The organism is Nocardia abscessus (assembly GCF_015477775.1).
Classification (GTDB): domain Bacteria; phylum Actinomycetota; class Actinomycetes; order Mycobacteriales; family Mycobacteriaceae; genus Nocardia; species Nocardia abscessus_A.
In genome coordinates, this window is sequence record NZ_JADLQO010000005.1 from 38,755 (window position 1) to 63,691 (window position 24,937).

Genomic DNA, 24,937 nt, shown 5'->3' on the forward strand with positions numbered 1-24,937 from the left:
GGCAAGTGGCCTCGGTGCCGCGCGGCCCCTATCGTTCGTTCCATGCGCGATCGGACCGGGAAGCACGACATCGGGGCCGCTACCCACCGGGACCGGCGGAGATGACGGCGGTACCGCTGGTTCCGACGGTGGCGATCACGTGTTTCGCCGTCCTGGTAGCGGTCCTGCGCTGGATATTCGTCCGGGACAGCGCGACCGATCGTCTGATCAACCGGGCACTGGGGCTGGCCGGGATCGGGATGCTTCTCGCGGTGGTGTCGATTCGATCCGGCTCCCCGGCAGTCGTCACGCACCTGGGCGCGATGGTCGGATTCCTCACCGCGGGCAGTGTGTACGGTGTCGCACGCCTGCTGGCCGGCGCGGATGCCCAGGGCGCTGCCCGGCGGCAGCGCCGTTACGACTCGGTCGCGGTGACCGCGGCGGCGCTCACCGTGCTGATCGACGTGGCGATCGCCCTGGAACTGTTGCCGGCCGATACCTCCTCGCGGTGGTACGCCTTCAGCGCCGCCGCGGCCTGCCTGCCGCTGGCCGGTGCGGGCTTCCTGCTCGCCCGTGCCGGGATCGGCGAAATCCGTTCCGCCGAAACTCCGGTCGCCCAGCGGATCACCTACGTGGCCTTGATCTGTGTCGGAGCCTTCTGGATTTGCTATGCGGTGATCGTCCTCGTGCGGGTCCCCATGGGAGTCTCGCCGACCGATCAGGGCGAAGGATGGTCGCTGAGCGGATTCGTCTTCTTCGCCGTCATCACGGCGCTGCTGGCGATTCCGCTGGTGCGCATGCTGCTGGTCCGCCTCGGATGGGACCGTGACAGCCGCGATTGCCGGACATTGCAACCGCTCTGGGCCGATCTGACCGCCGCGGTCCCGCATATCGTGCTGGTCGACGAATCCCACCCGCGCGGCCCGGCGCTGCGTCGCTACCGGATGGCGATCGAGATTCGCGCCGCGCTGCTGCAACTGCGCAGGCATGCGTCCGACTATCCACCCGACGATATCCGCAGCCACACACTGCGTATCGTGCGCGAGGCGGAGGCCGGACTCGCCGCCGCCCACACGGATGTCGCCGCAGGCCACGACCTGGAACTGCGTTACCTGCTGGACATGGCGGACCGGTGGCCGGAGGCGAAACGCGCCTACCTGGCCGCCGACCGGTCGCCGGGTCTCAGCGCGGCGCGGGCGAGCCGATGATGATGTTGCCGACGCTGCATTCCTCGAGTTCGTCCACACCGGCGGCGGTCACGAAGGCCGCGGTGTCGCCGAAACCCTGCGCGCACGCTCCCAGACCCATGGCGGTGGCCGCCAAGTAGATCGTCTGCATCAGCACACCGACGTGTTTGAGGATGACGGCGTAGGAGACCTGCTCGTAGGTCCACATCACCCGTCCGGAACGTGCGCCCATGACGATGAGCACCTGCGGTTCGGCGCCGTCGGACAGGGTCGCCGAGGTGGACTTCACCAATTTCGCCACCGCCGGACTGTCGGCGGCGGCCACCGGACGCAGCACGTGCTCGACCGAGTCGTAGTGGTACATGCCCGGTGCGAGGCCCTCGACATTGCGCACCACCGGGTACAGCTCGAGTTCGTAGACGCTGCCCCCGCTGGGGTAGGGCTTGGACACCAGTTCCTCGCCCTCGATCTCCGAGCGGGTGCTCCTGGTCCGGGCCGTGCGATACAGCAGCTCACCCAGTTGGGTCACGGTGATCGGGTCGGCGTCGTCGAAGGCGCGGGTGGAGACCCTGTCCTCGAGCACCGCGGTCAGCGGCGGGTCGGCCTCGCGCAGTGCGGCCAAGTCCGGGGTGGGTAGCGTGACCGGCTCGCCCGGATAGGCCGCTTTGCGGGCGGGCGGCTGCGGGAATCGGCCTTTCGCCCATTTGGTCGGGCCGAAATGCTCCCACGTGACGGTGCGTTCGCCGAGGGTGCTGCGTCGGTGGAACCACAGGTCCGGCGCACTCCAGCTGCGGGTGGTGAATTCGCGCTCCTCGGCGTCGGGGTCGGCGACGAGGAATCCGCACCGGAACAGATCGTCGGCGAACTGCGTCTTCACCGGGATCGGCAGCGTGCTGTCGGCCGCACCCGGCCCGTCGAGCAGCGCGAGCAGTCGCGGATCGTGGATGCGCACGTCGCACCACGACAGCGGATGCTCGAGCACGAACCCCTCCGAATCACGATGCAGCACAGCGAACTTCGACAGCGTCGCGGACCAAGCGGGCCTGCTGTCGGGCTGCGGGCGGGGCCGGCCGAACGGATGCACGCTGTAGAGGTCGCGGCCGCCGTCGCGGACCGTCACGGACAACCAGCCCCCCGCGGCGAGCCGTTCCATCAGCTCGGCCACGTCGTCGCCGTTCGCGGCCTGCGACAGTTCGGCGACGGTCGCCGGTCCCCGGTTGAGGGTCTTGAGCGCGAGCAGCTGGCCCTTGGCCAGGCCGGTCAGTTTCTCGTTGTGCGGAGGATTGAGCAGCACCGCACCGGCGGGCGTGGTCAGGCAGGTTGCCCCGGCCCGCAACGCGAGCCGGGTCTGATCGGAGAAGGTGAGGGTGGGCACGGCGGGCAACTCTTACTTGGCGACCGCGGCCAGCGCCGGGGTCAGCTTGTCGAGGATGTAGGGCACCGACAGCGCGGTCGGCTGGTTCACCGCGGTGATCTCCTGGGTGGTCAGGAACACCACCGAGCCCTTCTTCACCGCGGGCAGATCCGCGTATCCCGGCAATTGACGGTACTTTTCGTCCATGGTCCCGGAGTAGCCCGCGAGCAGCAGATCGGCGGTGATCTCGTCGATGCGTTCGGTAGAGAGCGCGAGGCGGCCCCCACTGGAAGGCTGCTCGACCAGGTTCCGCGGGATGCCCAAGCCGAGTTGCCCGAAGACGCGAGCCGAGCCGTCGTTGGGGTCGGTGAGCACCATCAGCTGGGAGGGGCTGCCCAGCCAGGTGCTGGCGAAGGTCTTGCCCTTCAGGCCGGGATTGGCCGCGACGAGGCCCGCGATCTTGTCGTCGACGCTCGCGATCACCTTGGCGGCGGCATCCTGCTTACCGAGGATCTTGCCCAGAGTGGTGACCTGCTCCTGCCACGCACCGACCGTATCTTTGGTCAGGCCCGGCACGGTGGGCGCGATGCGGGACAGTTCGTCGTAGGTCTTCTGGTCCGCGATGAACGGATCGACCAGGATCAGGTCCGGCTCGAGCGCGGCGACCTGCTCGGAGATGGCCGCGATACTGCTGATCGATTTCGCCGAGCCGAGCTTGTCCGGCTGCCACGGCGGGACCGACTGCGCGGCGATGGCGACATTGTCGATGTAGCCGACGGGGACGGTGTCGAGGGCAAGTGCGGTGTCGAGCCACTGGTTGCCGAGGGTGACGATCTTCTTCGGGGTGCCTTCGACAGTGGTTTCGCCCCTGGCGTGGGTGATCGTGATCGACTCGCCGCCGGAGCCGCCGTTGCCGGTGTCCGACCCGCAGCCCGCCAGGCCGAGGGCGAGCGCGCCCGCCAGTGCCGCCACCGCCGTGCGCGCCAACCCGCGCCGGGTCCGAACAGCCTTCATCGTCACCCTCCTTCGTCGAGGAACGCCCTCGATCCGGCTCCGTGGAGCCCGACTCAGAATAAGTCAGCCAAGGCTAACCTATCCAGCCGAGCGGCCATATCTCGATCACTGTCCTGGGCGCGGTGGCCGCGCACCGTCCCGAGGATTTACAGTCACCACGATGGACGCTGTACCGGTTTCGTTGGTGCTCGCGGTCTTCGTCTTCGTCCTGCCCATGACGATCGGGCGGTGCCTGTTCGTCAACGAGACGAACTCCGACCGGCTGATCAACCGAACGTGGGGCTGGAACCTGGCGGGGGTACTGGTGTACCAAATCGTGGCAGCACTGGGTCATCCGTACTTCGCTCAGTGCCTGTACCTAGGGCTGGACATGATGGCACTCGCGAGTTTCTACGGGCTGGCCCGGCTCGTCGACAGCGCCGACGCGAAGGGCGCGCGAGAGCGGCAGCGCCGATACGATTCGACAGCGGCTGCCGTCGCCGCGTCGCTGATCATCGGCGTACCTCTCGCGCACAGCGTCTTTCGCGTCGACTACCTGGAAGTGGTCTGGGCCGTCTCGGCGTTTCCCGGATGCATTTCGGGCCTTCTCTTCGGCCGTGCCTGCGTCCGCGAACTGCGTGTCGCGGACTCCCCGGCACGGGAGAAGCTCACCTACGCCCTGTTGCTGGCGTTCTCGATCTATTGGACGATCTCGTGGCCGATCCTGCTCGTTCGAGCGCTCGCAGGCACGCCACCGAGCCGACCGGGGCCCGTGTTGGCCGTGGTGGCCGTCCTGATGCTGGGCGCCATCACGCTGCTGACCGCGATCCCGCTGTTCATTGTGCTGTTGGCGCGAGCGGGCTGGGATCGGACCGGCCGGATCTGTCGTCGGCTGCGCCCGTTGTGGCGCGAATTGACCACGGCGGTGCCGGAAGTCGTCCTACTCCGAGACCCTACCGCCCCGCGAGACCCCGCCTCACAGCTCTACCGGATGACCGTCGAGATCTGGGACGCGCTCCTGCACTTGAAGCCGTACACGCCCGACGCCGAGGAGTTCGGCTCGTCCGGTATGAGCGGAGACGAGGTGCGCGCCTTCGCGTTTCGAGCGGCGTGGGCCGTGCGAGCGAAGCGTCACGGCAACGCACCGGCACCCAATGTCTCCACGCGAGGCGACGCGCGGGCCGAAAGACGCGATCGCGCGGCGGAACTGGAGTTCTTGATCGGGTTGGCTCGCGAATGGCCGAAGGCTGTCGCGATGGTCGGCTATGGACCGGATACCGCGCAAGCGGCCGCCACTGCGGCGGTATCCCAGTAGAACGGCCGCACCTCGGCGATGCGGCCGTCCACGAAGGTGAGCGTCTGCAGGATCGCGAAGGTGAGTTCGCGGCCGGTCGCGCGTGCTCGTGCGTGGACTTCGGTATGCACCACGGCGGTTTCCCCGGTCGCCAGGAAACGTTGGTCGCGCAGATCGAAAGTCTCCCAGGTGTCGCTCATGGCGCGGAAGAACCGCTCCATGCCGTCGTGGCCGCGCCAGGTTCCGCCATAGGGCAGATTCTCGGCCTGATGGAGCACCACCGAAGGGTGGAAGAACGGTGCGAGCAGCTCGAACGAGGCGCTCCCCGGTCCGCCTGCCGCCAGGTATTCCGCTTCCGCCGCGTACATTCCGGTCAGTACGGCCATCGAGTCGGTCGTGGTCGGTGTCATGCGGCCAGTCTGATTGCGCGGCGGGAGCGGGACCGGCGGTAATCGGACGTCGCGGTGCTCGCCCGATAGAGCCTGTTCCCGCGCACGCGTCGCATGCGCGGGAACCATGGCGGCAGGATCAGCCCGCGGCGACAGGCTCTTGGCGGGTGTCGTGGCGCAGGCCGATAGAGATGACGTCCGACGGCTCGTCCAGTTCGATACGGTGCCAACGACTTCGGGGGACGACGAAGGCTGTTCCGGCGGTGAGGCGGACCATCGTCTCGTCGTCGCCGGGGCGTTCCGCCCGCAGGTACAGGCGCAGCGCGCCGGTCAGGCAGCACACCGCTTCGTCGCTGCCGGGGTGCACTTCCCAGTGGTCGGCGTGCACGTCGGCGTCGGTTTCGACGTGGAAGGCCGCGAGTTGCCAGCCGCCGTCACCGGTGCTCATCCGGCGTTCACCGGCTGTGACGTGACCATCCGGGTCGAAATGGATGGCACGGCGGAACAAGTCGATCGGTGCGTGGGTCATGACGCGTCCTTTCGTTGTGATCTGCGGAGAAGTTCTCGGGTCGGGTTCGGTGCGCTGGATCGGAAGGCGGGCGCTGACGACCGGGCCGGGCCGCTGCGCTGGTCGGCTGGTGCGCAGGTCGGCTGCCGTGCGCGTCGGCTGGCGCCCTGCTCTCTAGTGCGGCGTCGTGCGGTCGTGCTCGGTCCGGATGGCGGGTAGCGCGACGTTCACCACCGCGAGATCCAGCGCGACCATGAACTGCGCGACGGCTGCCGCGGTCAAGGTGATGCCGGGCCGCCCGGTAGAGTTTTTATACATGTATAGAAACTAACCGCGTGGGTCGCTCCGTGTCCATACCCGCTTCGGCGCATGGGCGATGATGGACCCATGCCGAGCTCCTCGTCACAGCCTCAGCGCACCGGCCGACCTGCGCGTATTTCTCGCACGGAGATCGTCGCGGCGGCCAACGCGGTGATCGATGCCGAGGGTGTGGAGAAACTGACCATGCGCCGCCTGGCCACCGAGCTGGGCTGCACGGCGATGGCGCTGTACCACCACGTCCGCGACAAGGAAGACCTGCTCCGGTTGCTGCTCGACGACTACGCCGACCAGGTGGTGTGGCCGGATCTGCCGCAGCAGCCGAAAGAGCGCGTCCGCGTCGCGGCGCTGGCCATGCACGACGTGCTCGCCGCACGCCCGTGGATCGTCGAAATCCTCGCCGCCGACGACCTTTTGGGCGTCTCGGCACTGTGGGTCAGCGAATCGATCATCGACGGATTCGTGGCCGGCGGCCTGCCGCTGGACCGCGCCGTCGCCGCCTATCGCGCCGTCTGGCACTACACGGCGGGCAACCTCATCGTGCGCGCCCGATCCGCCCGCCGGGCCGCGGACGATCGCCCCACCTTCCGCGCGCAGGTCTTCGCCGACCTGGACGCCGAAACTTACCCACGCCTGGCCGCTCTCGGCTCCGGCTACCTGTCCCTCGCCGCGCTGGACACCTACGAACTCGGCCTCGAAGCCCTCATCGAGGGACTGCTGCGGACTCGGTGAGCGGATGCGGCCGTTCCGATTCACATTCTCGGTCCGAATACAGTTCGAGCCCGCCACAACGGACGGGCTCGAACTCACCTCGCGCCGAGTCGGAACGCGGCCGGTCGACTCAGAACGTCACCCGCTGGTCCGCCGGCAGGAACAGCTTGTCGCCTTCCTTCACCTCGAAGGTCTTGTAGAACTCCGCGAGGTTGCGCACCACCTGGTTGCAGCGGAATTCGGCGGGGGAGTGGGTATCGGCGGCCAGGGAGCGGACCGTGAGTTCCTCGGTCTGCTTCTCGCGCCAACTGCGAGCCCAGGACAGGAACATGGTGCGGTAGTCGGGATCGTCGATACCGCGACGTTTCTCCGCGATGCGGAAGGCGGCCAGCGTGATCTGCAGTCCGCGCAGATCGGCAAGGTTCTCGCCGACGGTGAGTTCGCCGTTGACGTGCTGGCTCGGCTCGAGGCCCTCCGGTACGAGCACGTTGTACTGGTCGACGAGTTGCTTGGCCTTGGCCTCGAAGGCGGCACGGTCCTCGGGCGTCCACCAGTCGCGCCGGTTGCCGTCTCCGTCGTACTTGGAGCCCTGGTCGTCGAAGCCGTGGCCGATTTCGTGTCCGATGGTCGAGCCGACCGCGCCGAAATTGACCGCGGGCAGGGCGTCCTTGTCGAAGAAAGGCGGCTGGAGGTAGGCGGCCGGGAAGACGATCTGATTGGAAGTCGATGAATAGTAGGCGTTCACCGTCTGGGGCGACATGACCCACTCGGACTTGTCGACCGGGGTGCCGAGGCGGGCGAACGCGCGCTTGACCTCGAACTCGTTGACGGCGAGCAGGGACTCGATCAGCTTGCCCTTGGTGATCTTCAGCTTGGAGTAGTCGACCCACTTGTCCGGGTAGCCGATCTTGGTATCGATCTTGTCCAGTTTGGCCAGCGAGGCGGTCCTGGTCGCGGGCGACATCCAGGTCGAATTGGTGAAATTCTCCCGGTAGGCCGCGACGACGTCGGCCAGCATCTCTTTGGCGCGCTCCTTGGCGTCCGGCGGAAAGTGCTTCGCCACGTACAGTTTTCCGAGCTGCTCACCGAGATGCTCATCGACGATGCCGACCCCGTATTTCCACCGCTCGGGACGCTCGTCCTGCCCGTTGAGCACCTTGCCCTTGAACTCGAAATTCGCGTCGTTGACGGCCTTGGGCAGGTAGGGAGCGAACTCCCGCAGCACGTACAACTTCAGGTAATCCCGCCACGTGGCGATGTCCACCTCGGTCCACAGCTGACCGGCCGCCGTGAGGTAGGACGGCTGGTTGACCACCATCGTCGCGAACAGCTCGCGCGGGCGATCGGTGTTCCCCGCCAGCCACGGATCCCAGTCGAAGCTCGGGGCGAGTGCGGTCATGTCCGCCCAGCCGTACACGTTGTACGTCGCGTCGGTGTCACGGTTGCGCACGTTGTCCCAGTGTGCGGGTGCGATGCGCTTCTCCAGGTCGAACACCCGCCCGGCGGTACCGGCCGGGTCGGCCAGCCCGGCGCCTGCGGCGAGGCGTTCGAGGAAGATCCGGTACTGCTCGAGCACCGCGGCGTACTCCGGCTTCCGGTAGTACTGCTCGCCGAGCCCGAGACCGGACTGGCCGACCGAGGGGATGTAGGCGTCGGAGTTCTTCCGGTCGACTCCGATGCCGAGGCCGATCAGTCCGCCGATCGGCAGTTCGGCCATCACCTTCGCCAGGTCCGGCTTGGTCGCGGCGCCGTCGATCTCGGCGAACAGCGGCGCCAGCGGCGTCATGCCGAGGCGTTCGATCTCGTCCCAGTCCACGCGCGCGTCGTAGAGGTCCCTGATCTGCTGCTCCTCCGAGCCCGGCTTCGGATCGCGGATCCCCTCGATGATCTCCCGCAACTGCTGCTGCGTGCGCTCGGCCGCCTCGCTCGTCGAGCCGAAGGCGACCTTGTCCGGCGGCAGCTGGTACTCCCGCAGCCACTTGCCGTTGACGTGCCGGTACAGGTCGTCCTGCGGCCGGATCGTCTCGTCCGCTCCGGTGAGATCGACGCCGGTGAGCGTCCTGCTCGCGGGTTCGGCGTCGTCCGAGCACGCGACCAGCGCGGCGACGGCCGGGACCGCGCCGAGCGCGATCAGGAAGGCACGACGATCCAGCTTCGCTGGCCCACCGGTAGATGTCACGAGAATCCTCTCCCCGACGCGGCGTCGCCGCAGATGTACGAAGGCAGCCTTGCAGGACACGAGGCTACCGGCGCGGAGGCAGTCCAGCCCGGATTGGGGAATGGGCACTGCCGTGTGGCCCCGATTTGGGAACGACCTGCGGATTCCCATACACTAGACCGGTTGCCTGCGGGAGCTGTGCCCGCAATCCGGCAGTGAACCCCCAGTGGTTGGTTCCGCGTTTCTTGCTCGAACCGAGGAAAACGCTGGCAGGCGCGCGTCCGGAGGGCAACCGACCATGCCCGTCGGGTCGGCAATCCGGCGTGCACATACGTCCAGGTCAAGGAGGACGCTGAAGTGATTCAGCAGGAGTCGCGACTGCGCGTCGCCGACAACACGGGTGCGAAGGAGATTCTCTGCATCCGCGTTCTCGGCGGTTCGTCGCGTCGCTATGCCGGTATCGGCGACATCATCGTCGCTACCGTGAAGGACGCCATCCCCGGCGGCAACGTGAAGCGGGGTGACGTCGTCAAGGCCGTCGTCGTGCGCACCACCAAGGAGCGCCGTCGTCCGGATGGTTCCTACATCAAGTTCGACGAGAACGCGGCCGTGCTCATCAAGGCGGACAACGACCCGCGCGGCACTCGCATCTTCGGCCCGGTGGGCCGCGAACTGCGCGACAAGAAGTTCATGAAGATCGTGTCGCTGGCTCCGGAGGTGCTCTGACATGAAGGTGCACAAGGGTGACACCGTGCTCGTCATCTCGGGCAAGGACAAGGGCGCCAAGGGCAAGGTCATCCAGGCCTACCCGAAGGAGAACCGGGTCCTCGTCGAGGGCGTGAACCGGATCAAGAAGCACGTCGCGAACTCCGCCAACCAGCGCGGCGCCTCCTCGGGCGGCATCGTGACCCAGGAAGCCCCCATCCACGTCTCGAACGTGATGGTCGTCGACTCCGACGGCAAGCCGGCTCGTATCGGCTACCGGACCGACGAGGAGAGCGGCAAGCGGGTCCGGATCTCCCGTAAGAACGGGAAGGACATCTGATATGACCACCACGGAAAAAGTGCAGCCCCGGCTGAAGCAGCGCTACCGCGAAGAGATCAAGGACGCGCTGAACAAGGAATTCAACTACGCCAACGTGATGCAGATCCCGGGCGTGGTGAAGGTCGTCGTCAACATGGGTGTCGGCGACGCCGCCCGCGACGCGAAGCTGATCAACGGCGCCGTCGAGGACCTGGCCCTGATCACCGGTCAGAAGCCGCAGATCCGCAAGGCGACCAAGTCCATCGCGCAGTTCAAGCTGCGTGAGGGCATGCCGATCGGCGCCAAGGTCACCCTGCGCGGCGACCGGATGTGGGAGTTCCTCGACCGCCTGGTCTCCATCGCGCTGCCCCGTATCCGCGACTTCCGCGGCCTGTCGCCGAAGCAGTTCGACGGCAACGGCAACTACACGTTCGGCCTGAGCGAGCAGTCGATGTTCCACGAGATCGACGTGGACCGCATCGACCGTCCGCGGGGTATGGACATCACCGTGGTGACCACCGCGACCAACAACGAAGAAGGCCGTGCCCTGCTCAAGCACCTCGGCTTCCCGTTCAAGGAGAACTGAGCACATGGCAAAGAAAGCACTGGTCAACAAGGCCAACGCCAAGCCCAAGTTTGCGGTCCGCGCCTACACCCGCTGCCAGCGGTGCGGTCGCCCGCACGCGGTCTACCGCAAGTTCGGCCTCTGCCGCGTGTGCCTGCGCGACATGGCGCACAAGGGCGAGCTGCCCGGCGTGCACAAGAGCTCCTGGTGAGCTCGCGCTCCTCGTGAGCGCACCCGGATAGCAAGACACCGAGGGCACGGACTCACACCGAGTCCGTGCCCTCGCCTTTCCATGGAGGCGCTTTCACCGCGGCGACACTGATCGGACGCGGTTTCCCGCCGCGAACGCCGCCGTGGAGTGTTCGACCGAAGCTGGAATCCTGCGCCGGCTCACCGTCGGCCGCCGCGACCGTGCCTTCGAGTCCCCCGAGGCGATCACCGCCATGGAACGGCGTCTTGCCAGTCCTTTGTTCCTCTGACTGTCGAGGATCTGATGTGTGGCCGACCTCGGCTGTGATTTGTCCCGGATATCCAGTTCGATGACGCGTTTTGTGTCGACAGCGCTTAACGTCGCGGGGGCGCAACAGTTGGTTCGAAAGGTGGCGGCGAGCGTGACAGGTACCGAGGCGAAGCTCGATGAACTGGTCAAGATCCTGACGATCGCTGCGGAACCGGCGGGTGAGGCCGGTGCCGCCAAGCGGGAGAAGAAGGGCGTTCCGAGCGTTCGCCAGCGTGTGAACATGCTGCTCGACCCCGGAACGTTCATCGAGACCGGTGCGTTGGCTCGTCAGCCCGACCGGCCGGATGCTCTCTACGGTGACGGGCTGGTCACCGGTCGCGGTCTGATCGGGGGCCGTCCGGTGGTCGTGATCGCCCACGATCAGACCGTGTACGGCGGGTCGGTCGGTATCACGTCCGCCCGCAAGTTCATGCGGGCGCTGCAACTCGCGTTCGACAACGCATGCCCGGTGGTGACGATCAATGATTCCGGCGGCGCGCGCATCCAGGACGCGGTGGGTTCGATCGCTTCGTTCGGTGATATTTCCCGGGTGTTGGAGAAACTGTCCGGGTATGTGCCACAGGTGTCGATCATTCTCGGCAAGTGTGCGGCGGGTTCGGTGTACGGGCCGATCAACACCGACGTGCTCATCGGCACCAAGGATTCCTACATGTTCGTCACCGGGCCGGAGGTGATCAAAGCCGTCAACGGTGAGGACGTCACCGCCGAGGAGCTCGGTGGCGCCGAGGTACAGGCCAGACGCGGCACCCTGCATCACGTGGCCGACACCGAGCAGGAAGCCTACGAGTGGGCGCGCAATTACCTGAGCTACATGCCGACGAGCTGTCTCGAGCACCCGCCGATCGTGAACCCCGGCCTGGAGCCGGAGATCACTGCTACCGATCGCGAGCTCGACACGATCATCCCGGATTCCGATCGCGCCGGTTACGACATGCACGAGATCCTGCTGCGGATCTTCGACGACGGTGAATTCCACGAAATCCGCGCCGCGTTCGCCCCGAATCTGATCACCGGGTTCGCCAGGGTCGACGGCTCTCCGGTCGGTGTGATCGCCAACCAGCCGTTGGTGCTGGGTGGTTCCATCGACGCCGCCTGCTCGGACAAGTCGACCTACTTCATCCGGCTCTGCGACGCGTTCAACATCCCGCTGGTGTTCGTCGCGGACACCCCGGGCGTGCTGCCGGGCCTCGAGCAGGAAGCCTCCGGTGTGATCATCCGCGGCGGGCGGGTCCCGCGTGCGATCATCGAGGCGACGGTCCCGATCATCAACCTGGTCGTGCGCAAGTCCTACGGTGGCGCTTACGGCATGATGGCGGCCCGACAGGTGGGCGCCGACATCAGTTTCGCCTGGCCGACGGCCCGGATCGCTGTGATCGGCGCCGAAAGCGCGGTGGACCTCATCGGCAAGCGGCAATTGGCGGCGGTGCCGGAGGAGCATCGGGCAGCGGCGCGCGAGTTCATGATCAACCAGTACAACGAGACGATCGCCACCCCGTGGATCGCCGCCGAACGCGGCTACATCGACGCGGTCATCGAACCGGCGCGCACCCGTCTGGAGATCCGGAACGCGCTGCGCCTGTTGCGGGACAAGCCGCCGGTCAAGCCGGAGTTCAACCCGCGCAAGCACCCGGTGTACCCGATGTGATCTTCCCGTTGACTCCGCCCTGGGCGTCTGGCATGCCGAGCGCTGTCACACAACCCGAAGAAGGCGCTGCGGCGGATGGTTTCCGCCGCAGCGCCTTTCGCTACTTCAGCTCAGCAGGTCGATCGCCGATCGTCAGGGCAGCACCTGCGGAATGACATCCGGTGCGACCGTACCCACGATCGCGCCGATCACGGCACCGAGAATGGCGGTGGTCACCACGCCGACCACGGCGCACAGCGCGTAACCGACGACGAAGATCGCCAGGGTCGGAATGCAGGTGATGAGGGCGGTGACCGCACCGACGCCCGCGCCCGCGGCCGCACCGTTCATGACCGGATCCGGGTACTGCGCCCCAGGATTGGTCGCGATGTCCTTCAGTTCCGCGCCCGTCGCTGCCGAGACCTCAGGTGTCGTCACCGACAGCGTGCGGCCGTCTTCGGACACCTTGGCATCCAGGGCGATGGTGGTACCGGACGGTGTGGCCAGCGTGCGCGGAACCTCGGTGACCGCCGTGCCCGCCTTGTTCACGACCTTGATCGAGGTCTCGCCGAGCTGGAACGTGCCGGCATCCAGCGTTGTGGAGACGGTGCTCAGGTCCGGCGCGACCGTGGCGTGGTAGCCGATGTCCGCGGACGTGCCCGTCGTCGAAATCGCCTGAGCCAACTGCGCCTGCTGCTCGGCGTAGTTGGCGGCCGATGCGGCTCCGGCACCGGCGAATGTGGTCGCCACGGCCAGCGGCAGCGCACCGATGAGAGCCTTACGACCGATCTGCATTGCAGCGCGATAGAACATTGAATTCATTTCCTCCCCGACCCCCGACACCCCCACGTGGACGAATCGAACGCCGATCGTGTGATGTGAACGCACTATTGGTAGCGATCGCACCGTCGACAAGGCAAGTTCTGTGACATTGTCGACATTGGGGAACCGATTGAGCCGCAGGATATTTGGATTCGGCATGAGGCTCGGCATCAAGAGCGAATGCTGTCGCCGGCCCCCGCCGCCTCATCGGGAGACTGCCGCAAAGCTCTTGTTCGGCGCTGTCCAGACGCGCTGCCCCGGACGAGCAGGTCGACATCGTTCAGTGCGTCCCGGTCTACCCGTGCGTTTCGGCGTGGTGCAGCAATTCGATATCCGACCGGACCACGTGATCAGTCGATATGGCGGAAAGTCGCCGGCACGGCGCGGTGCGGAGGTGGGCGGCGCGAAGTCGACAAGTCGGCCGGTGACCGAGGGTGCGAGCCAGGCTGCTGGATCAAGGATGCGAACCGGTGCCGAATTCGTGGGAGTCGGTCCACCGGGTCATCGCCCGCGTGTGGCCTGGATAGAACTACGACATCCTTATTAAAGGTTATCTGTTAACCTTTAATAAGGAGGTGGCATGGCTAAGTTTGCGCAGCGGCGGTGGGTTGGCAACTTGGATGGTGGTGGCCTGTCTCGACGAGATCGTGGCTCCGGCACGTACCACGCGTATCTGCCCGATTCGTTGGCTGGTCGCCGCATCGTTTTGACCAGCGAAACCGCCGCCGACGTCGTCGATGCGGAGGTGGCGATCACCCGTCTCGATACGGAGGCGGTGGCGCTCGTCGAGACAGAAGCGCTGTCTCGGTTGCTGCTGCGCGCCGAGGCCATCGCATCGTCACGGATCGAGGGGTTGGTGGTCGGCGCGCGTCGACTGCTGCGCGCGGAGGCGGCGCGTCAGCTCGAAGGAGAATCATCGGATGTGACGGCCGCCGAGGTGCTGGCGAATATCGATGCCATGGCTGTGGCCGCCGATGCGGTTGGCCGTGGTGAGTCGATCACCGAAGATGTTCTGCTCGAGATTCATCGACGGTTGCTCGCGGGCACCAGGCTCGCACAGCACGGCGGATGTTTACGAGACGTACAGAACTGGATCGGTGGCAGCTCCTTCAATCCCTGCTCGGCCGTCTTCGTTCCGCCACCGCCGGAGCTCGTACCCGAGTTGATGGAGGACTTGATCTCGTTCTGCAATAGCGACGATCTGCCCGCTGTCGCGCAGGCCGCCATCGCGCACGCACAGTTCGAGACGATCCACCCGTTCATCGACGGCAACGGCCGAACCGGTCGCGCGTTGATCCACCTGATACTGCGCCGCCGCGGCGTGGCGGAACGCGTCGTCGCGCCTGTGTCGCTGATTCTCGCCACGTGGAGCGACAGCTACATCGACGGTCTGACTCGCTTTCGGCACGTGGGTGCGCCCGATTCCGATCAAGCTACCGACGATCTGAACATTTGGGTGGCGCGTTTCGCCGCCGCGTGCACTCGTGCGGCGCAGGATGCGACCGACTTCGAGATGAAGGCTGCCGATCTGCAGAGATCGTGGCGGGACCGAGTGGCTCCGGTGCGGGCGAACTCCGCATTGGACCTGCTGCTCGGCAAACTGGTCGGAGCTCCGGTCCTCACCGTCGCCACGGCGTCGGCACTCATCGGACGCAGTTTTCCCGCTACAAACGCCGCCGTGCAGCGTTTGGCCGAAGCCGGAATTCTCCGCCAGCTCAGCGTGGGCCGCCGCAACAGGGCCTTCGAGTCACCCGAGGCGATCAGTGCTTTCACCGCCCTGGAACGGCGTCTCGCCAGCCCGGATGGAGACACGCAAACATCCGACCCAGCACGTCCGGTGCCGTCGAAGAATATGCCGCCCGACCGCTGACCGAGGGCCACAGCGGAGTTGGGGGCAGGACGGCGGACACTGCCACAGCAAGGCCTGCGTGGGCCTCGCACGTTGCGGCGACGGCACATTGCAGAGGCGCGTGACAATCTCCTCGTGCGGACGGAAGCCAGATCCGATGAGTGACGGCGGATGTGCGACTGGGGTACATTCGTCTGAATCATCCGCTGGTAGAGGGGGACAGAGGCGTGGCGGGGGAACAGCCATCACTGTCGATCGACACCGCTGAGGTCAAAGCATTGGGACGCTTGGCATTCGATGTTGCCACTCAATGCCGGGACGGGTACTCCGCGCTGGAGACCGACGTGCGAGACATGTTGGAGAGTTGGACAGGGAACAATTCCGGCGCTTTCACGGTCGGGTGGGAGGAGTTCCACCAGGGGGCGGTGCAGGTGTGGGATGCGCTGTTCGAGCTGGCGGAGAAGCTCGGTGTCACTGCCGACACCGTTCGTGAGACCGACCAGGCTTTCGCCACCGGCGTCAGCTCGTTGGATCTTCCTTGAGAGGGCGGGACACCGTATGTCGGACGCACAAGCCTTCTCAGTGGATCTCGCCAAGCTCGACAACTTGACTGCCCGCATCCGTGGCTTCGCCGGGCTGCTGTCCGATCAGCTGGCGGCAATCGATCAGAAAGCCAAAGAGGTAGATGCCGCGTCGGCCGGGGCGGCGATGGTGGCCTACCGCGAGGCGCACGACGAGTGGCTGGCCGGTGCCACCGATATCAGGGAAGGGCTCACGGCATTGGAGGAGGCTGTGCGGCTGGCCCATGAGGGCTACACCGGCGCTGTAGCCGAGGGCCTGCGGATCCTCGGCATATGACGGCGCTGGCTGTCGATCCGAAGGCCTACTATCAAGCGGCCACCAATTGTTTCGACGCCGCGTCAGCGCTTCGCGACAGTTTTCTGTACATCTTCGCGGAGCTGTCCGCATGTGGATCGATGGCGGGCGTGGACGAGAACGGCCAGGAGTGGGCGCGTTCGTACAACACCTCGGCCTACGAGGCCGTGGGTTTCTTCCAGGATGTCCACTCCACCCTGTACGCATATGGCAGCGCCCTCAACGACATCGGCTTCACTCATGCTCGAGCCGACGCCACCGTGAAGGGCGCGCCGCAACCGGACCGGCCCACGGACCCGGGCATGCCGGTTTTCGGACCCTTTTCGGTCCCCGCCTCCGCAGGCGGCCCTGGCCAGGGCATCGTGGACAAAGGCATCAATATCATCAGCCACATCGGCATACCTGCCCCTGACGGCGATACCGGGAAACTCGCCAAGGCGGCCGATGCCTGGGACCGTCTCGGCACGATCTACCAGAACACGAATGCCCGCGACAAGATCACGATCGCGGCGAGTTTGTTCGACAGCGTCACTGCCGACGACGCAGGCTACATCCGAGACGACCTCAAATCCCTCGCGAACTCGATTGATCAACTGCTGACCGCCTGCACGCAGATCAGCCAGTCCTGCATCGCGTATAAGGACGCGCTGACGGAACTCCGCGACGAGATCAAGGGCTTCCTGAAGTCTCTAGCTCAGGATCTCGCCATCGACGCCGCGATCACGGTCGGCCTCTCGCTGATCAGCTTCGGGGCAGGAACGGTCACCGCCGGCAAGGCTCTGCTCACAGTGCAGAAATGGGCCGGAAAGATCAAGGACGGTGTAATCGCCTGGCGAGCCCGTAAGGCGCTCCAGATCGCGGGCATCCGACAGGAGGCGAAGGATGCCGTTGTCAAGGCCAGGAAAGTTGTCACCGACCTACGCGATCGCCTGCGGAAGAAGATCGACGACGTCGAGAAGGCGCCACCTAAGGTGGGGCCCAAGAATGCGGACGAAGTAAGAAATGAACTCGATTCCAGAACGGCGCCCGGGAGAAACAAGCCGAACAGGCAACTGGACTCCGATGCCGAAATCAGGCAGCTGTACGAGGACTTGACCAGGGGCGCTGATACGCTGGATGTCGGTAACTATCCCGGCAGGGGTGCTCGCTTGGAAGACGGTACGGAGATAAGAATCAGAGACAAAAGTGAATCGGGTGGTGTGACCATCGACATCCTTTATCCGGGAAGTAAGAGGCCAGTAAAGGTGCATCTGCCGTGATCGAGAAGCTGGAAAATTTTCTTCTCTACAATGTCTCCGACGATTGGGCGGCCATCGGTGAATTCGACGGCACGGTTGAGAAGATCGCCCCCGAAGAATATTCGCGTGCATACGTTCTCGCAATACTCCGAGAGTTGGCTGACAAAGGTTACATCGATTTCGGTGCATTCCCGGGCGGCGGTCGGTCGTGGGAGGCCTGGGCCGTCGGTACGGAGGAAGCGATCAGGCGTGTCTCTCACGGCTATAACGGAGTTCCTGGATATTTAGGTATACGCGACGACGAGATCGGCTCCAATGAGGTGTTCAGGGCGAAGCTCACTGAGGATGGTCGACGTCGACTGCAACAATTGGGTGATCCGTACGAGAACTACGGCGATCCTTGGGCAGATGATCCCTACTTGCATGCCTGAGACCGAAATCGAGCCGCCTCGCCAACCATCCTCCCGCGAGTGGCACATCGCCGAGAGGTCTACTCGCGATTTGCCGCTGCCGTGTGCCACTCACAGCCGTCGTGCAGGTTGCGGGAACGCCCACAGCTGAAACTTGACTCCCTCGCCGAACGGGTTGCTGCCGAGGGAGGTTCGTTCGGGGCGCGCTTCCGACCGCGGAGCCCGGTGACTTCATCATCGAGCCCGTTGGGTGTAGTGCGATTTAGGGATCGAAACGTGTTCGGCTGTGGTCGAATTCGCCCTCTTTGGTTCCGGCCAGGAAGGTGTCCCATGCGGCGGGGGTGAACGTCAGGGCCGGGCCGGTCGGGTTCTTGGAGTCGCGTGTGCCGACCATGCCGTCGTCCAGGTGGGCGACCTCTACGCACTGGCCGTTGGACTCGCTGAAGCTGCTCTTGAACCAGCTTGCTCCGGATAGGTCAACGGTCACCGTCAAAACTCCTTGCTGCCCGGCGGAGCAGGTCGCGCGTGGTCTTCTCGTCCAGGGCCGTCTCCCGGATGGCGTCGGCCATTTCAGTGTAACGCTGCACCAATTCGGGCCTTTCCAAGTAGAGATCGCTGCTCATACCACCGTCGAGGTAGACGACCGGCGGTTCGATCGGCCTGCCTTTGTTGTCAGTGCCGAAGTCCAGGAGCACGAACGAGCCGTGCAGGATGCCGCGCGTGTATCCGGCTGAGCATGGGTGGATGCGCAGGGTGACGTTCGGCCGTGTGCTGACATCGGCTAGGTAGCGGTGCTGCTCTGACATCACTTTCGGTCCTCCGACGACCCGGTATAGCGCTGATTCGTCGAGGAGCACGTGCAGGTCCACAGGGCGCGTCTTGCGGGTGACGGCCACTTGCCTGTTGAGGCGCACCCGGACGCGTTGTTCGATTTCCTCGGCGGGACCGTCGTGCAGAAAAGCGCTGATCAGCGCCCGTGCATAGTCGGCGGTTTGCAGCAATCCAGGCACCTGCACGGCGTAAGACGTCAGCCGCCGAGCTGACCGCTCCATGCCGACGTACATGTTGAAGGCATCCGAGAACAACCCGCCGAGCGGAGTGATCCCGTCCTCGTCCCGTGCCGTTGCCGCGCGCGATGCCAACCCCACCGCCTGTTCGGTCTGTTCGGGGTTCACCTCGTACAACATGCACAGCTCGCGCACGTCCTGGCGGCGGGGCTTCACGGCGCGGCCGGTTTCCAGGCGTTGTAGTCCGTTGAAGCTGAGCTGAACTTCTTTGGCGGCGATGGCGATCGTCAGACCACGGCCTTCGCGCGCCTCGCGCAGAAATCTGCCGAGCTGTCGGCGCAGCAGCGTCGGCGACTCGATCTCGGTCATCGGTCTTCCCCCAAATAGATGAATCCAGCACTCGGTCTGAACTGCATCCATTGATACCCCAAAAGTCGATGCGGTCTTGGGCTTTCGGAGAAGTTGTCCTGAATATGCGGATCTGGTCTGTGAGGCCGTGGTCCGGCTGGTGTGCTGTGCGTGCGCCAGGCCGCTGAACAGGGTTTTGTCGGTTCGAAGCGGCGAAGCACTCCGCGGTAGGGCGCACTTCCGACTTACTCGACGGCAGGGGGATCACCATGCAGGAAGGCCCGTTTCGAGACACCCCGACCGCCCGGTGCGCGTTCTACCGCCGTATAGGCGGACTCGCTGCGGGCGTTGACCCGCACACCGGACGCATCACGGTCCCGGCCGGAAGCGTATGGGGACTGGGGATGGCTGGGTATCTCGGTTATGAGGTCCGCGAGGAACTCCGGCGGCGTGGATGTGCGACGGGACCGATCGTGTCGTACCCGAGATCGCGAAGCTGGGTCTTCCTTGTGCGACCCGATCTACCCGACTCTCCCACGGTGTTCGCCCAGCTGTATCGGGCCGGTATCGCGGTCTATGGTCACGGCCGGGTGATCGCTTTGCCGTCTCCGGCCGACCGTCCTCCGGCGGTGCGGCATTGGGTCGAGCGGCCTCGGGACGGCTTCCGGCCCTCGGCGATGGTGGTGGTCACGGCGATCAGCCGATGCCTTCCGCCGCGAGCGATCGACTTGTCGGTGCTCGGCGCCGCAGGAGCTTCCGCGCCCACCAGGGGAGTGCGATGACCGTCGACCCGCGAACGCATCTGCACGAGAACGGATCTCGTGCGCTGTGCCTGCCCGGTACTCGAGCCTTCTTCGATATTTTCAACGGCCGGACGCGGCCCGCGGACGCGATGATGGTGTCGGCTGTGGGACTGCTCGGCGTGTGGGTCCGGCATTACGAGAGCCGCAAGCCTGGACGTCCGATGGGCCAACGGCTTGCCTACCTGATGGACCTGCATATTTGGGCGATCGACCGATATGTGGAAGACATGCTCGAAACGGCGGGCCGAGAGGGTTATCGGCCTGCTTCGGACGCCCAGGAGATGCATTACTCATACGGCGAGATGGTCAGCCTGCTCACCGCTGATTTCGTGTGCTGCCGTCGAGAGGAACGGCAACCCGGCGGAATCACCGAGGATCAAGTTCTTCACCACGTGCGGCATTGGGATGGGTTCAACGCCATGGTGGACGCGGTGGCCGCCGGGAGAGTGCGACCGAAGATTCCGCACAGTGCGCGGCACGCGTTTTCGGATGCCGGGCCACAGGAGAGGGCGTGACCACTCCGCGTCCAGAGGAGCCCGATGTCCACCTGCGCGTCCTGCTCGACGGCATGAGTCTGGACTTCGCCGCCTGCCACACCGCAGCCACGCGGTTCATTCAGGAATGGCGCGCTGTGCGCGCCGCTGCCGACCTCATCGTGGTTCCGGGCGGCGCGCTCGGATTGCCGCGACTGCCGTGCGAACGCCTCTACCTCGAGCCGTGAAGGCGCTGACCAATCGCCAGTCCGACCATGACCACCAGCTCCCCTGCGCTGGGGCTTCGCGAGTGGCACACCATCGAGAGGTCTACTCGGCCGATGGCGCAGTGGTGTGCCACTCGCGAAGGGCGCGCCTCATCGGCGGTCTGGGTTCTCGCCGAAGTCACCGGCGAGGATGTCGTCGACGCGTGCGGCGAGTGTGGGATCGTTGCTGGCGAAACGCCCCAGACGCAGACGCTGGGATCTGCGGCGTAGCCGCAGTGCAGCCGCATGGATCGCCTGGCGGATGATCTCCGCATCGCTGACGCCGGTTCGCGCCGATGCGTCCTCGATGACGGCCAAGTCGTCGGCATCCGCGTACACCGTGATCCGCTCGAGAGGCATGTGCACACCGTGGCAGAGGCGGTCGCGGACGCGCGAGCGAAAGCCGCCACGAGGATACGGCGGGGTACCTGGGAGATTTTTCGCTTGGGTGGTCCCACCGCCGGCGACATCAGAACTCCAGGTCCGACCACGGGATGTGGATCGGGAACGGGAAGTCGATGGTGATGGCGTCGGAGTTGTTCGGTGACCACTCGCCGATCAGGAGGTAGTTGGCCGGATGCAGCGGTTGGACGTCGTGTGGGAGCTTGCCGGGGGAGGTTTCCAGTGCGTGCGCGCGGACCATTGCGATGGTGTTCGTCCTGCGAGCGAGCGTCACTTCCCAGTACCAGGGGATGCCCGCATCGGCGTAACGCCTCTGCTCGTCGAAAGGATCGATCTCGTTGCTCGACGGAGAATGGATTCGGCCCACGAGTAGCACGTCTTGGGCGTGGATGTCCTGGTAGGGGGCGTCGAGGCGGCGGTAGACGACGACGTCGGGGGTGACGAAGTCCGACTTCCCGATGTCGCCGAGGAACACGTTGGTTTCGAAGTCCACGCGCCACCAGCTTTGTGGCTGCTCGGCCATGCCATCGCGTGCGCAGCGCTTGAGTGCGCTGGTCAGCGCGAATGTGAAGGCTTGGTGTTCGGCAGGTCCGCGCTGCCGCCAGACGACGCGCCCGTTCCACAGCTCGATCTGCCCGGCGATCTCCTCGGGTAGCTGCTCGAGCTCCTCCCAGGTCATCAACTCCGGCAGGTCGGGGCGTTCGACGCCTGGACTCGACATGGTTCCTATGCTAGCCCGGTCACCGGCCGTTTCCGCTGGTCATAAGCGGGACGAACCGGACTGCTCACAGACCCCGATTTTGCCCCGGTGAACCCCTTGCCTACACTAGAGCGGTTGCCTGGGCACCTCCATGTCCGCATGCGTGCGCTCGGGCGATCGAACCTCCTCCGGTCGGCAAGTGTCGGCCGGACCATCCGAATTGTCGTAGGCCCACCGTCGGGCGTGCCGATGTGCACGACGGCGCTGTATGGGAACCGCGGCGAGAAAGGTGTCCAGGTCGAACCATGACCATGACTGATCCGATCGCAGACTTCCTGACACGTCTGCGCAACGCCAACTCGGCGTACCACGATCAGGTGAAGGCTCCGCACTCGAAGCTCAAGGCGAACATCGCCGAGATCCTCAAGCGCGAGGGCTACATCGCCGATTACCGGACCGAGGACGCACAGGTGGGCAAGACGCTCATCGTCGACCTCAAGTACGGCCCGAGCCGTGAGCGCAGCCTCGCAGGCGTGCGCCGTGTCTCCAAGCCCGGTCTGCGCGTGTACGCGAAATCCACCAACCTGCCCAAGGTGCTCGGCGGCCTCGGCGTGGCGATCATCTCCACGTCCTCCGGCCTGTTGACCGACAAGCAGGCGGCCAAGCAGGGCGTGGGCGGCGAAGTCCTCGCCTACGTCTGGTAAGGGAGGTCAGGACAATGTCGCGTATTGGTAAGAAGCCCATCGCAATCCCGGCCGGTGTCGATGTCGCCATCGACGGCCAGGACATCTCGGTGAAGGGGCCCAAGGGCGCCCTGTCGCTCACCATCGCCGAGCCGATCACCGTCGCCAAGGGCGAGGACGGCCAGCTCGAGGTCGTTCGCCCGGACGACGAGCGCCGCAGCCGCGCTCTGCACGGCCTGACCCGCACCCTTGTGTCGAACATGATCGTCGGTGTGACCCAGGGCTACGAGAAGAAGATGGAAATCTTCGGTGTCGGTTACCGCGTCGCGCTGAAGGGCCAGAACCTCGAGTTCGCCCTCGGCTACAGCCACCCGGTGCCGATCGAGGCGCCCGAGGGCATCACTTTTGCGGTGGAATCGCCCACCAAGTTCTCCGTGTCCGGAATCGACAAGCAGAAGGTCGGCCAGATTTCGGCGGTCATCCACGGCCTGCGCAAGCCCGACCCGTACAAGGGCAAGGGCATCCGCTACGCCGGCGAGGTCGTTCGCCGCAAGGTCGGAAAGACGGGTAAGTGATCATGGCGCAAACCGAAAACCAGAAGGCCAAGCGCATCCCCCTGGGCAAGGACGTGTCGACGCAGCGTCGCCTGTCGAAGACGCGCCGTCACTTCCGCCTGCGCAAGAAGGTGGAAGGCACGACCGAGCGTCCGCGCCTGGTGGTCAACCGCTCCTCGCGGCACCTGCACGCGCAGCTGGTGGACGACTCGATCGGCAAGACCATCGCCGCCGCCTCGACCATCGAGGCCGACGTGCGCGCGCTGGACGGCGACAAGTCGGCCAAGAGCAAGAAGGTCGGCGCTCTGCTCGCCGAGCGGGCCAAGGCCGCCGGTGTCGAGGCCGTCGTGTTCGACCGTGGTGGGCACGACTACCACGGCCGGATCGCCGCGCTGGCCGATGCCGCTCGCGAAGGTGGGTTGAAATTCTGATGCGTAGCCTGCGGAGCATCCAGGAAACACAGCTGAGCGTTCAGCTGATCATGAACGGAAGGAACGTCTGATGCCGGGACGTCAGAGGCGTGACGGCGGAAGCGGACCCGCCGGACAGAATGGCAGCGCCCCCGAGGGCGGCCGCGGCGATCGTCGCGGTGGTGGCGACCGTCGGGGCGGCGGCGACCGTCGCGACAGCGCCGCCGAGAAGAACCAGCTCGAGCGTGTCGTCGCGATCAACCGCGTCTCCAAGGTCGTGAAGGGTGGTCGTCGCTTCAGCTTCACCGCCCTGGTGATCGTCGGTGACGGCAACGGTCTGGTCGGCGTCGGCTACGGCAAGGCCAAGGAAGTTCCCGCGGCCATCCAGAAGGGCGTCGAAGAGGCTCGCAAGAACTTCTTCCGCGTCCCGATGATCGGCTCCACCATCACGCACCCGGTCCAGGGTGAGGCGGCCGCCGGTGTGGTCATGCTGCGTCCGGCCTCGCCGGGTACCGGTGTGATCGCCGGTGGCGCGGCTCGTGCCGTGCTGGAATGCGCCGGTATCCACGACATTCTGGCGAAGTCGCTCGGTAGCGACAACGCCATCAACGTCGTGCACGCGACTGTTACTGCCCTCAAGCAGCTGCAGCGTCCCGAAGAGGTCGCGGCTCGCCGTGGCCTGCCGCTCGAGGACGTCGCTCCTGCCGGCATGCTGCGTGCGCGCGCTCAGGCTGCCGGAGGTGTCAAGTAATGGCAGATCTCAAGGTGACCCAGATCAAGAGCTCGATCGGCGCCAAGAAGAATCAGCGCGACAGCCTTCGGACCCTGGGTCTGCGCGGTATCCGCAAGACCGTGGTCCGCGAGGACAACCCTCAGAACCGCGGGCTGATCAACGTCGTGCGCCACCTCGTGACCGTTGAGGAGGTCTGACATGACCATCAAGTTGCACCACCTGCGTCCGGCTCCCGGCGCCAAGACCGAGAAGATCCGCGTCGGTCGCGGTGAGGGCTCCAAGGGCAAGACCGCGGGCCGTGGTACCAAGGGCACCAAGGCGCGCAAGAACGTGCCTGCCGCCTTCGAGGGCGGGCAGATGCCGCTGCACATGCGGCTGCCCAAGCTCAAGGGCTTCACGAACCCGTTCCGCACGGAATACCAGGTCGTGAACGTCGGCGCCATCGCGAAGCTGTTCCCCGAGGGCGGCGAGGTCGGCAAGGCCGAGCTCGTGGCGGCTGGCGCGGTTCGCAAGAACCAGCTGGTCAAGGTCCTCGGCGATGGTGAGATCGGCGTCGCGGTCCAGGTGACCGTGGACAAGGTCACCGGCTCGGCGAAAGAGAAGATCACCGCCGCCGGTGGCACCGTCACCGAGCTGGGCTGACGGTACTCTGCATTACAGCGGCACCGGACGAGTGAAGGCTCGTCCGGTGCCACTGTTAGAGTTCAATTGTTGTCTGCCAAGCCTCGTCGTGGTTTTC

General features: G+C 65.6%; 33 protein-coding genes. 22 read left to right on the forward strand and 11 right to left on the reverse strand.

Translation table 11 applies throughout. The features are described from left to right. Positions 1 to 101 precede the first annotated feature (101 nt). Entirely contained in the window at positions 102 to 1,187 is a 1,086-nt protein-coding gene (locus IU450_RS15385; protein ID WP_195150495.1) for a DUF6545 domain-containing protein, read from the forward strand. On the opposite strand, the gene IU450_RS15390 is transcribed toward IU450_RS15385, so the two are convergent. Together IU450_RS15390 and IU450_RS15395 are read right to left on the reverse strand one after the other, a co-directional pair. Next, a complete protein-coding gene (locus IU450_RS15390) occupies positions 1,162 to 2,541 on the reverse strand; it encodes a SagB family peptide dehydrogenase (protein WP_195150496.1) in 1,380 nt (459 codons plus the stop codon). The two genes, IU450_RS15385 and IU450_RS15390, sit on opposite strands and share 26 nt — an antisense overlap. Positions 2,542 to 2,553: 12 nt before the next feature. Beyond that, complete coding sequence (locus IU450_RS15395; RefSeq protein WP_195150497.1) at positions 2,554 to 3,534, reverse strand: ABC transporter substrate-binding protein; 981 nt, start codon at positions 3,532 to 3,534, stop codon at positions 2,554 to 2,556. Between the two features lie 160 nt (positions 3,535 to 3,694). Between IU450_RS15395 and IU450_RS15400 the strand changes: the two genes are divergently transcribed. Further along, positions 3,695 to 4,828 carry an MAB_1171c family putative transporter gene (locus IU450_RS15400; protein WP_195150498.1) on the forward strand — a complete coding sequence of 378 codons (1,134 nt, stop codon included), beginning with the start codon at positions 3,695 to 3,697 and terminating at the stop codon, positions 4,826 to 4,828. Here IU450_RS15400 and IU450_RS15405 read toward each other — a convergent pair. From IU450_RS15405 to IU450_RS15415, 3 genes are all read right to left on the reverse strand, one after another. Continuing rightward, positions 4,777 to 5,217 (reverse strand): nuclear transport factor 2 family protein, encoded by a 441-nt coding sequence (locus IU450_RS15405; protein WP_195150499.1) that lies wholly within the window; start codon positions 5,215 to 5,217, stop codon positions 4,777 to 4,779. The genes IU450_RS15400 and IU450_RS15405 overlap by 52 nt on opposite strands. A 118-nt stretch (positions 5,218 to 5,335) precedes the next feature. After that, on the reverse strand, positions 5,336 to 5,725 hold the full coding sequence (locus IU450_RS15410; protein ID WP_195150500.1) for a cupin domain-containing protein: 390 nt from the start codon (positions 5,723 to 5,725) through the stop codon (positions 5,336 to 5,338). Positions 5,726 to 5,878: 153 nt separating this feature from the next. Continuing rightward, a complete protein-coding gene (locus tag IU450_RS15415) occupies positions 5,879 to 6,022 on the reverse strand; it encodes a hypothetical protein (RefSeq protein ID WP_195150776.1) in 144 nt (47 codons plus the stop codon). A gap of 69 nt (positions 6,023 to 6,091) precedes the next feature. Here IU450_RS15415 and IU450_RS15420 point away from each other — a divergent pair, with 69 nt between their 5' ends. Beyond that, positions 6,092 to 6,754 carry a TetR/AcrR family transcriptional regulator gene (locus IU450_RS15420; protein ID WP_195150501.1) on the forward strand — a complete coding sequence of 221 codons (663 nt, stop codon included), beginning with the start codon at positions 6,092 to 6,094 and terminating at the stop codon, positions 6,752 to 6,754. Between the two features lie 109 nt (positions 6,755 to 6,863). Here the strand turns inward: IU450_RS15420 and IU450_RS15425 are convergent, their stop codons facing one another. Further along, positions 6,864 to 8,912 (reverse strand): M13 family metallopeptidase, encoded by a 2,049-nt coding sequence (locus IU450_RS15425; RefSeq protein WP_324197687.1) that lies wholly within the window; start codon positions 8,910 to 8,912, stop codon positions 6,864 to 6,866. 336 nt (positions 8,913 to 9,248) lie between these two features. On the opposite strand from IU450_RS15425, the gene rplN reads away from it, so the two are divergent. From rplN to IU450_RS15450, 5 genes are all read left to right on the forward strand, one after another. Next, the gene (gene rplN / locus IU450_RS15430) at positions 9,249 to 9,617 is read left to right on the forward strand and encodes a 50S ribosomal protein L14 (RefSeq protein WP_039795505.1); all 369 of its coding nucleotides are present in this window, start codon (positions 9,249 to 9,251) and stop codon (positions 9,615 to 9,617) included. Position 9,618: 1 nt separating this feature from the next. Continuing rightward, positions 9,619 to 9,936, forward strand: a complete 318-nt coding sequence (gene rplX / locus IU450_RS15435) for a 50S ribosomal protein L24 (protein WP_040864865.1) — start codon at positions 9,619 to 9,621, stop codon at positions 9,934 to 9,936. Between the two features lies 1 nt (position 9,937). Next, positions 9,938 to 10,501 (forward strand): 50S ribosomal protein L5, encoded by a 564-nt coding sequence (rplE, locus tag IU450_RS15440; protein WP_039795509.1) that lies wholly within the window; start codon positions 9,938 to 9,940, stop codon positions 10,499 to 10,501. A 4-nt stretch (positions 10,502 to 10,505) separates the two neighbouring features. Then, positions 10,506 to 10,691, forward strand: coding sequence for a type Z 30S ribosomal protein S14 (locus tag IU450_RS15445; protein ID WP_067646866.1), 186 nt, complete (start codon positions 10,506 to 10,508; stop codon positions 10,689 to 10,691). Positions 10,692 to 11,091: 400 nt separating this feature from the next. Then, a complete protein-coding gene (locus tag IU450_RS15450; RefSeq protein ID WP_195150503.1) occupies positions 11,092 to 12,645 on the forward strand; it encodes an acyl-CoA carboxylase subunit beta in 1,554 nt (517 codons plus the stop codon). Positions 12,646 to 12,777: 132 nt separating this feature from the next. On the opposite strand, the gene IU450_RS15455 is transcribed toward IU450_RS15450, so the two are convergent. Beyond that, complete coding sequence (locus IU450_RS15455; RefSeq protein WP_195150504.1) at positions 12,778 to 13,419, reverse strand: hypothetical protein; 642 nt, start codon at positions 13,417 to 13,419, stop codon at positions 12,778 to 12,780. Positions 13,420 to 14,026: 607 nt separating this feature from the next. Between IU450_RS15455 and IU450_RS15460 the strand changes: the two genes are divergently transcribed. The 5 genes from IU450_RS15460 to IU450_RS15480 all read left to right on the forward strand — a co-directional run bounded on the left by IU450_RS15460 (position 14,027) and on the right by IU450_RS15480 (position 17,840). Next, positions 14,027 to 15,316, forward strand: a complete 1,290-nt coding sequence (locus tag IU450_RS15460; RefSeq protein ID WP_195150505.1) for a Fic family protein — start codon at positions 14,027 to 14,029, stop codon at positions 15,314 to 15,316. A gap of 140 nt (positions 15,317 to 15,456) precedes the next feature. Next, positions 15,457 to 15,837: a WXG100 family type VII secretion target gene (locus IU450_RS15465; protein ID WP_195150506.1), complete on the forward strand. Its 381-nt coding sequence runs from the start codon at positions 15,457 to 15,459 to the stop codon at positions 15,835 to 15,837. Between the two features lie 16 nt (positions 15,838 to 15,853). Beyond that, entirely contained in the window at positions 15,854 to 16,153 is a 300-nt protein-coding gene (locus IU450_RS15470; RefSeq protein ID WP_195067203.1) for a WXG100 family type VII secretion target, read from the forward strand. Further along, a complete protein-coding gene (locus tag IU450_RS15475; RefSeq protein WP_195150507.1) occupies positions 16,150 to 17,430 on the forward strand; it encodes a hypothetical protein in 1,281 nt (426 codons plus the stop codon). Before IU450_RS15470 ends, IU450_RS15475 begins: the two co-directional genes overlap by 4 nt. Further along, positions 17,427 to 17,840, forward strand: coding sequence for a hypothetical protein (locus IU450_RS15480; protein WP_195067205.1), 414 nt, complete (start codon positions 17,427 to 17,429; stop codon positions 17,838 to 17,840). The genes IU450_RS15475 and IU450_RS15480 overlap by 4 nt, the downstream gene beginning before the upstream one ends. A gap of 241 nt (positions 17,841 to 18,081) precedes the next feature. Here the strand turns inward: IU450_RS15480 and IU450_RS15485 are convergent, their stop codons facing one another. After that, positions 18,082 to 18,306, reverse strand: a complete 225-nt coding sequence (locus IU450_RS15485) for a DUF397 domain-containing protein (protein WP_195150508.1) — start codon at positions 18,304 to 18,306, stop codon at positions 18,082 to 18,084. Beyond that, positions 18,296 to 19,195: a helix-turn-helix domain-containing protein gene (locus tag IU450_RS15490; protein WP_195150509.1), complete on the reverse strand. Its 900-nt coding sequence runs from the start codon at positions 19,193 to 19,195 to the stop codon at positions 18,296 to 18,298. Before IU450_RS15490 ends, IU450_RS15485 begins: the two co-directional genes overlap by 11 nt. A gap of 518 nt (positions 19,196 to 19,713) precedes the next feature. Between IU450_RS15490 and IU450_RS15495 the strand changes: the two genes are divergently transcribed. Genes IU450_RS15495 through IU450_RS15505 form a run of 3 tightly spaced genes read left to right on the forward strand, consistent with a single transcriptional unit; the run spans position 19,714 to position 20,698 of the window. Beyond that, positions 19,714 to 19,956, forward strand: a complete 243-nt coding sequence (locus IU450_RS15495; RefSeq protein WP_051168537.1) for a hypothetical protein — start codon at positions 19,714 to 19,716, stop codon at positions 19,954 to 19,956. Further along, positions 19,953 to 20,492 carry a hypothetical protein gene (locus tag IU450_RS15500; RefSeq protein ID WP_195150510.1) on the forward strand — a complete coding sequence of 180 codons (540 nt, stop codon included), beginning with the start codon at positions 19,953 to 19,955 and terminating at the stop codon, positions 20,490 to 20,492. Before IU450_RS15495 ends, IU450_RS15500 begins: the two co-directional genes overlap by 4 nt. After that, a complete protein-coding gene (locus IU450_RS15505) occupies positions 20,489 to 20,698 on the forward strand; it encodes a hypothetical protein (RefSeq protein ID WP_195150511.1) in 210 nt (69 codons plus the stop codon). Before IU450_RS15500 ends, IU450_RS15505 begins: the two co-directional genes overlap by 4 nt. A 129-nt stretch (positions 20,699 to 20,827) precedes the next feature. On the opposite strand, the gene IU450_RS15510 is transcribed toward IU450_RS15505, so the two are convergent. Both IU450_RS15510 and IU450_RS15515 read right to left on the reverse strand, forming a co-directional pair. Then, positions 20,828 to 21,076, reverse strand: coding sequence for a ribbon-helix-helix protein, CopG family (locus IU450_RS15510; RefSeq protein ID WP_195150512.1), 249 nt, complete (start codon positions 21,074 to 21,076; stop codon positions 20,828 to 20,830). 109 nt (positions 21,077 to 21,185) lie between these two features. Next, entirely contained in the window at positions 21,186 to 21,839 is a 654-nt protein-coding gene (locus IU450_RS15515; protein WP_228834645.1) for a Uma2 family endonuclease, read from the reverse strand. A gap of 284 nt (positions 21,840 to 22,123) precedes the next feature. On the opposite strand from IU450_RS15515, the gene rpsH reads away from it, so the two are divergent. From rpsH to rplO, 6 genes are all read left to right on the forward strand, one after another. Further along, on the forward strand, positions 22,124 to 22,522 hold the full coding sequence (gene rpsH / locus IU450_RS15520; protein ID WP_039795549.1) for a 30S ribosomal protein S8: 399 nt from the start codon (positions 22,124 to 22,126) through the stop codon (positions 22,520 to 22,522). Between the two features lie 14 nt (positions 22,523 to 22,536). After that, entirely contained in the window at positions 22,537 to 23,076 is a 540-nt protein-coding gene (gene rplF, locus IU450_RS15525; RefSeq protein WP_181722761.1) for a 50S ribosomal protein L6, read from the forward strand. A gap of 2 nt (positions 23,077 to 23,078) precedes the next feature. Beyond that, complete coding sequence (gene rplR, locus IU450_RS15530) at positions 23,079 to 23,486, forward strand: 50S ribosomal protein L18 (RefSeq protein WP_051168539.1); 408 nt, start codon at positions 23,079 to 23,081, stop codon at positions 23,484 to 23,486. 70 nt (positions 23,487 to 23,556) lie between these two features. Further along, a complete protein-coding gene (gene rpsE, locus IU450_RS15535; RefSeq protein WP_159922822.1) occupies positions 23,557 to 24,216 on the forward strand; it encodes a 30S ribosomal protein S5 in 660 nt (219 codons plus the stop codon). Then, the gene (gene rpmD / locus IU450_RS15540; RefSeq protein WP_043687386.1) at positions 24,216 to 24,395 is read left to right on the forward strand and encodes a 50S ribosomal protein L30; all 180 of its coding nucleotides are present in this window, start codon (positions 24,216 to 24,218) and stop codon (positions 24,393 to 24,395) included. Before rpsE ends, rpmD begins: the two co-directional genes overlap by 1 nt. A 1-nt stretch (position 24,396) precedes the next feature. Beyond that, entirely contained in the window at positions 24,397 to 24,840 is a 444-nt protein-coding gene (rplO, locus tag IU450_RS15545; RefSeq protein ID WP_051168540.1) for a 50S ribosomal protein L15, read from the forward strand. Positions 24,841 to 24,937 lie beyond the last annotated feature (97 nt).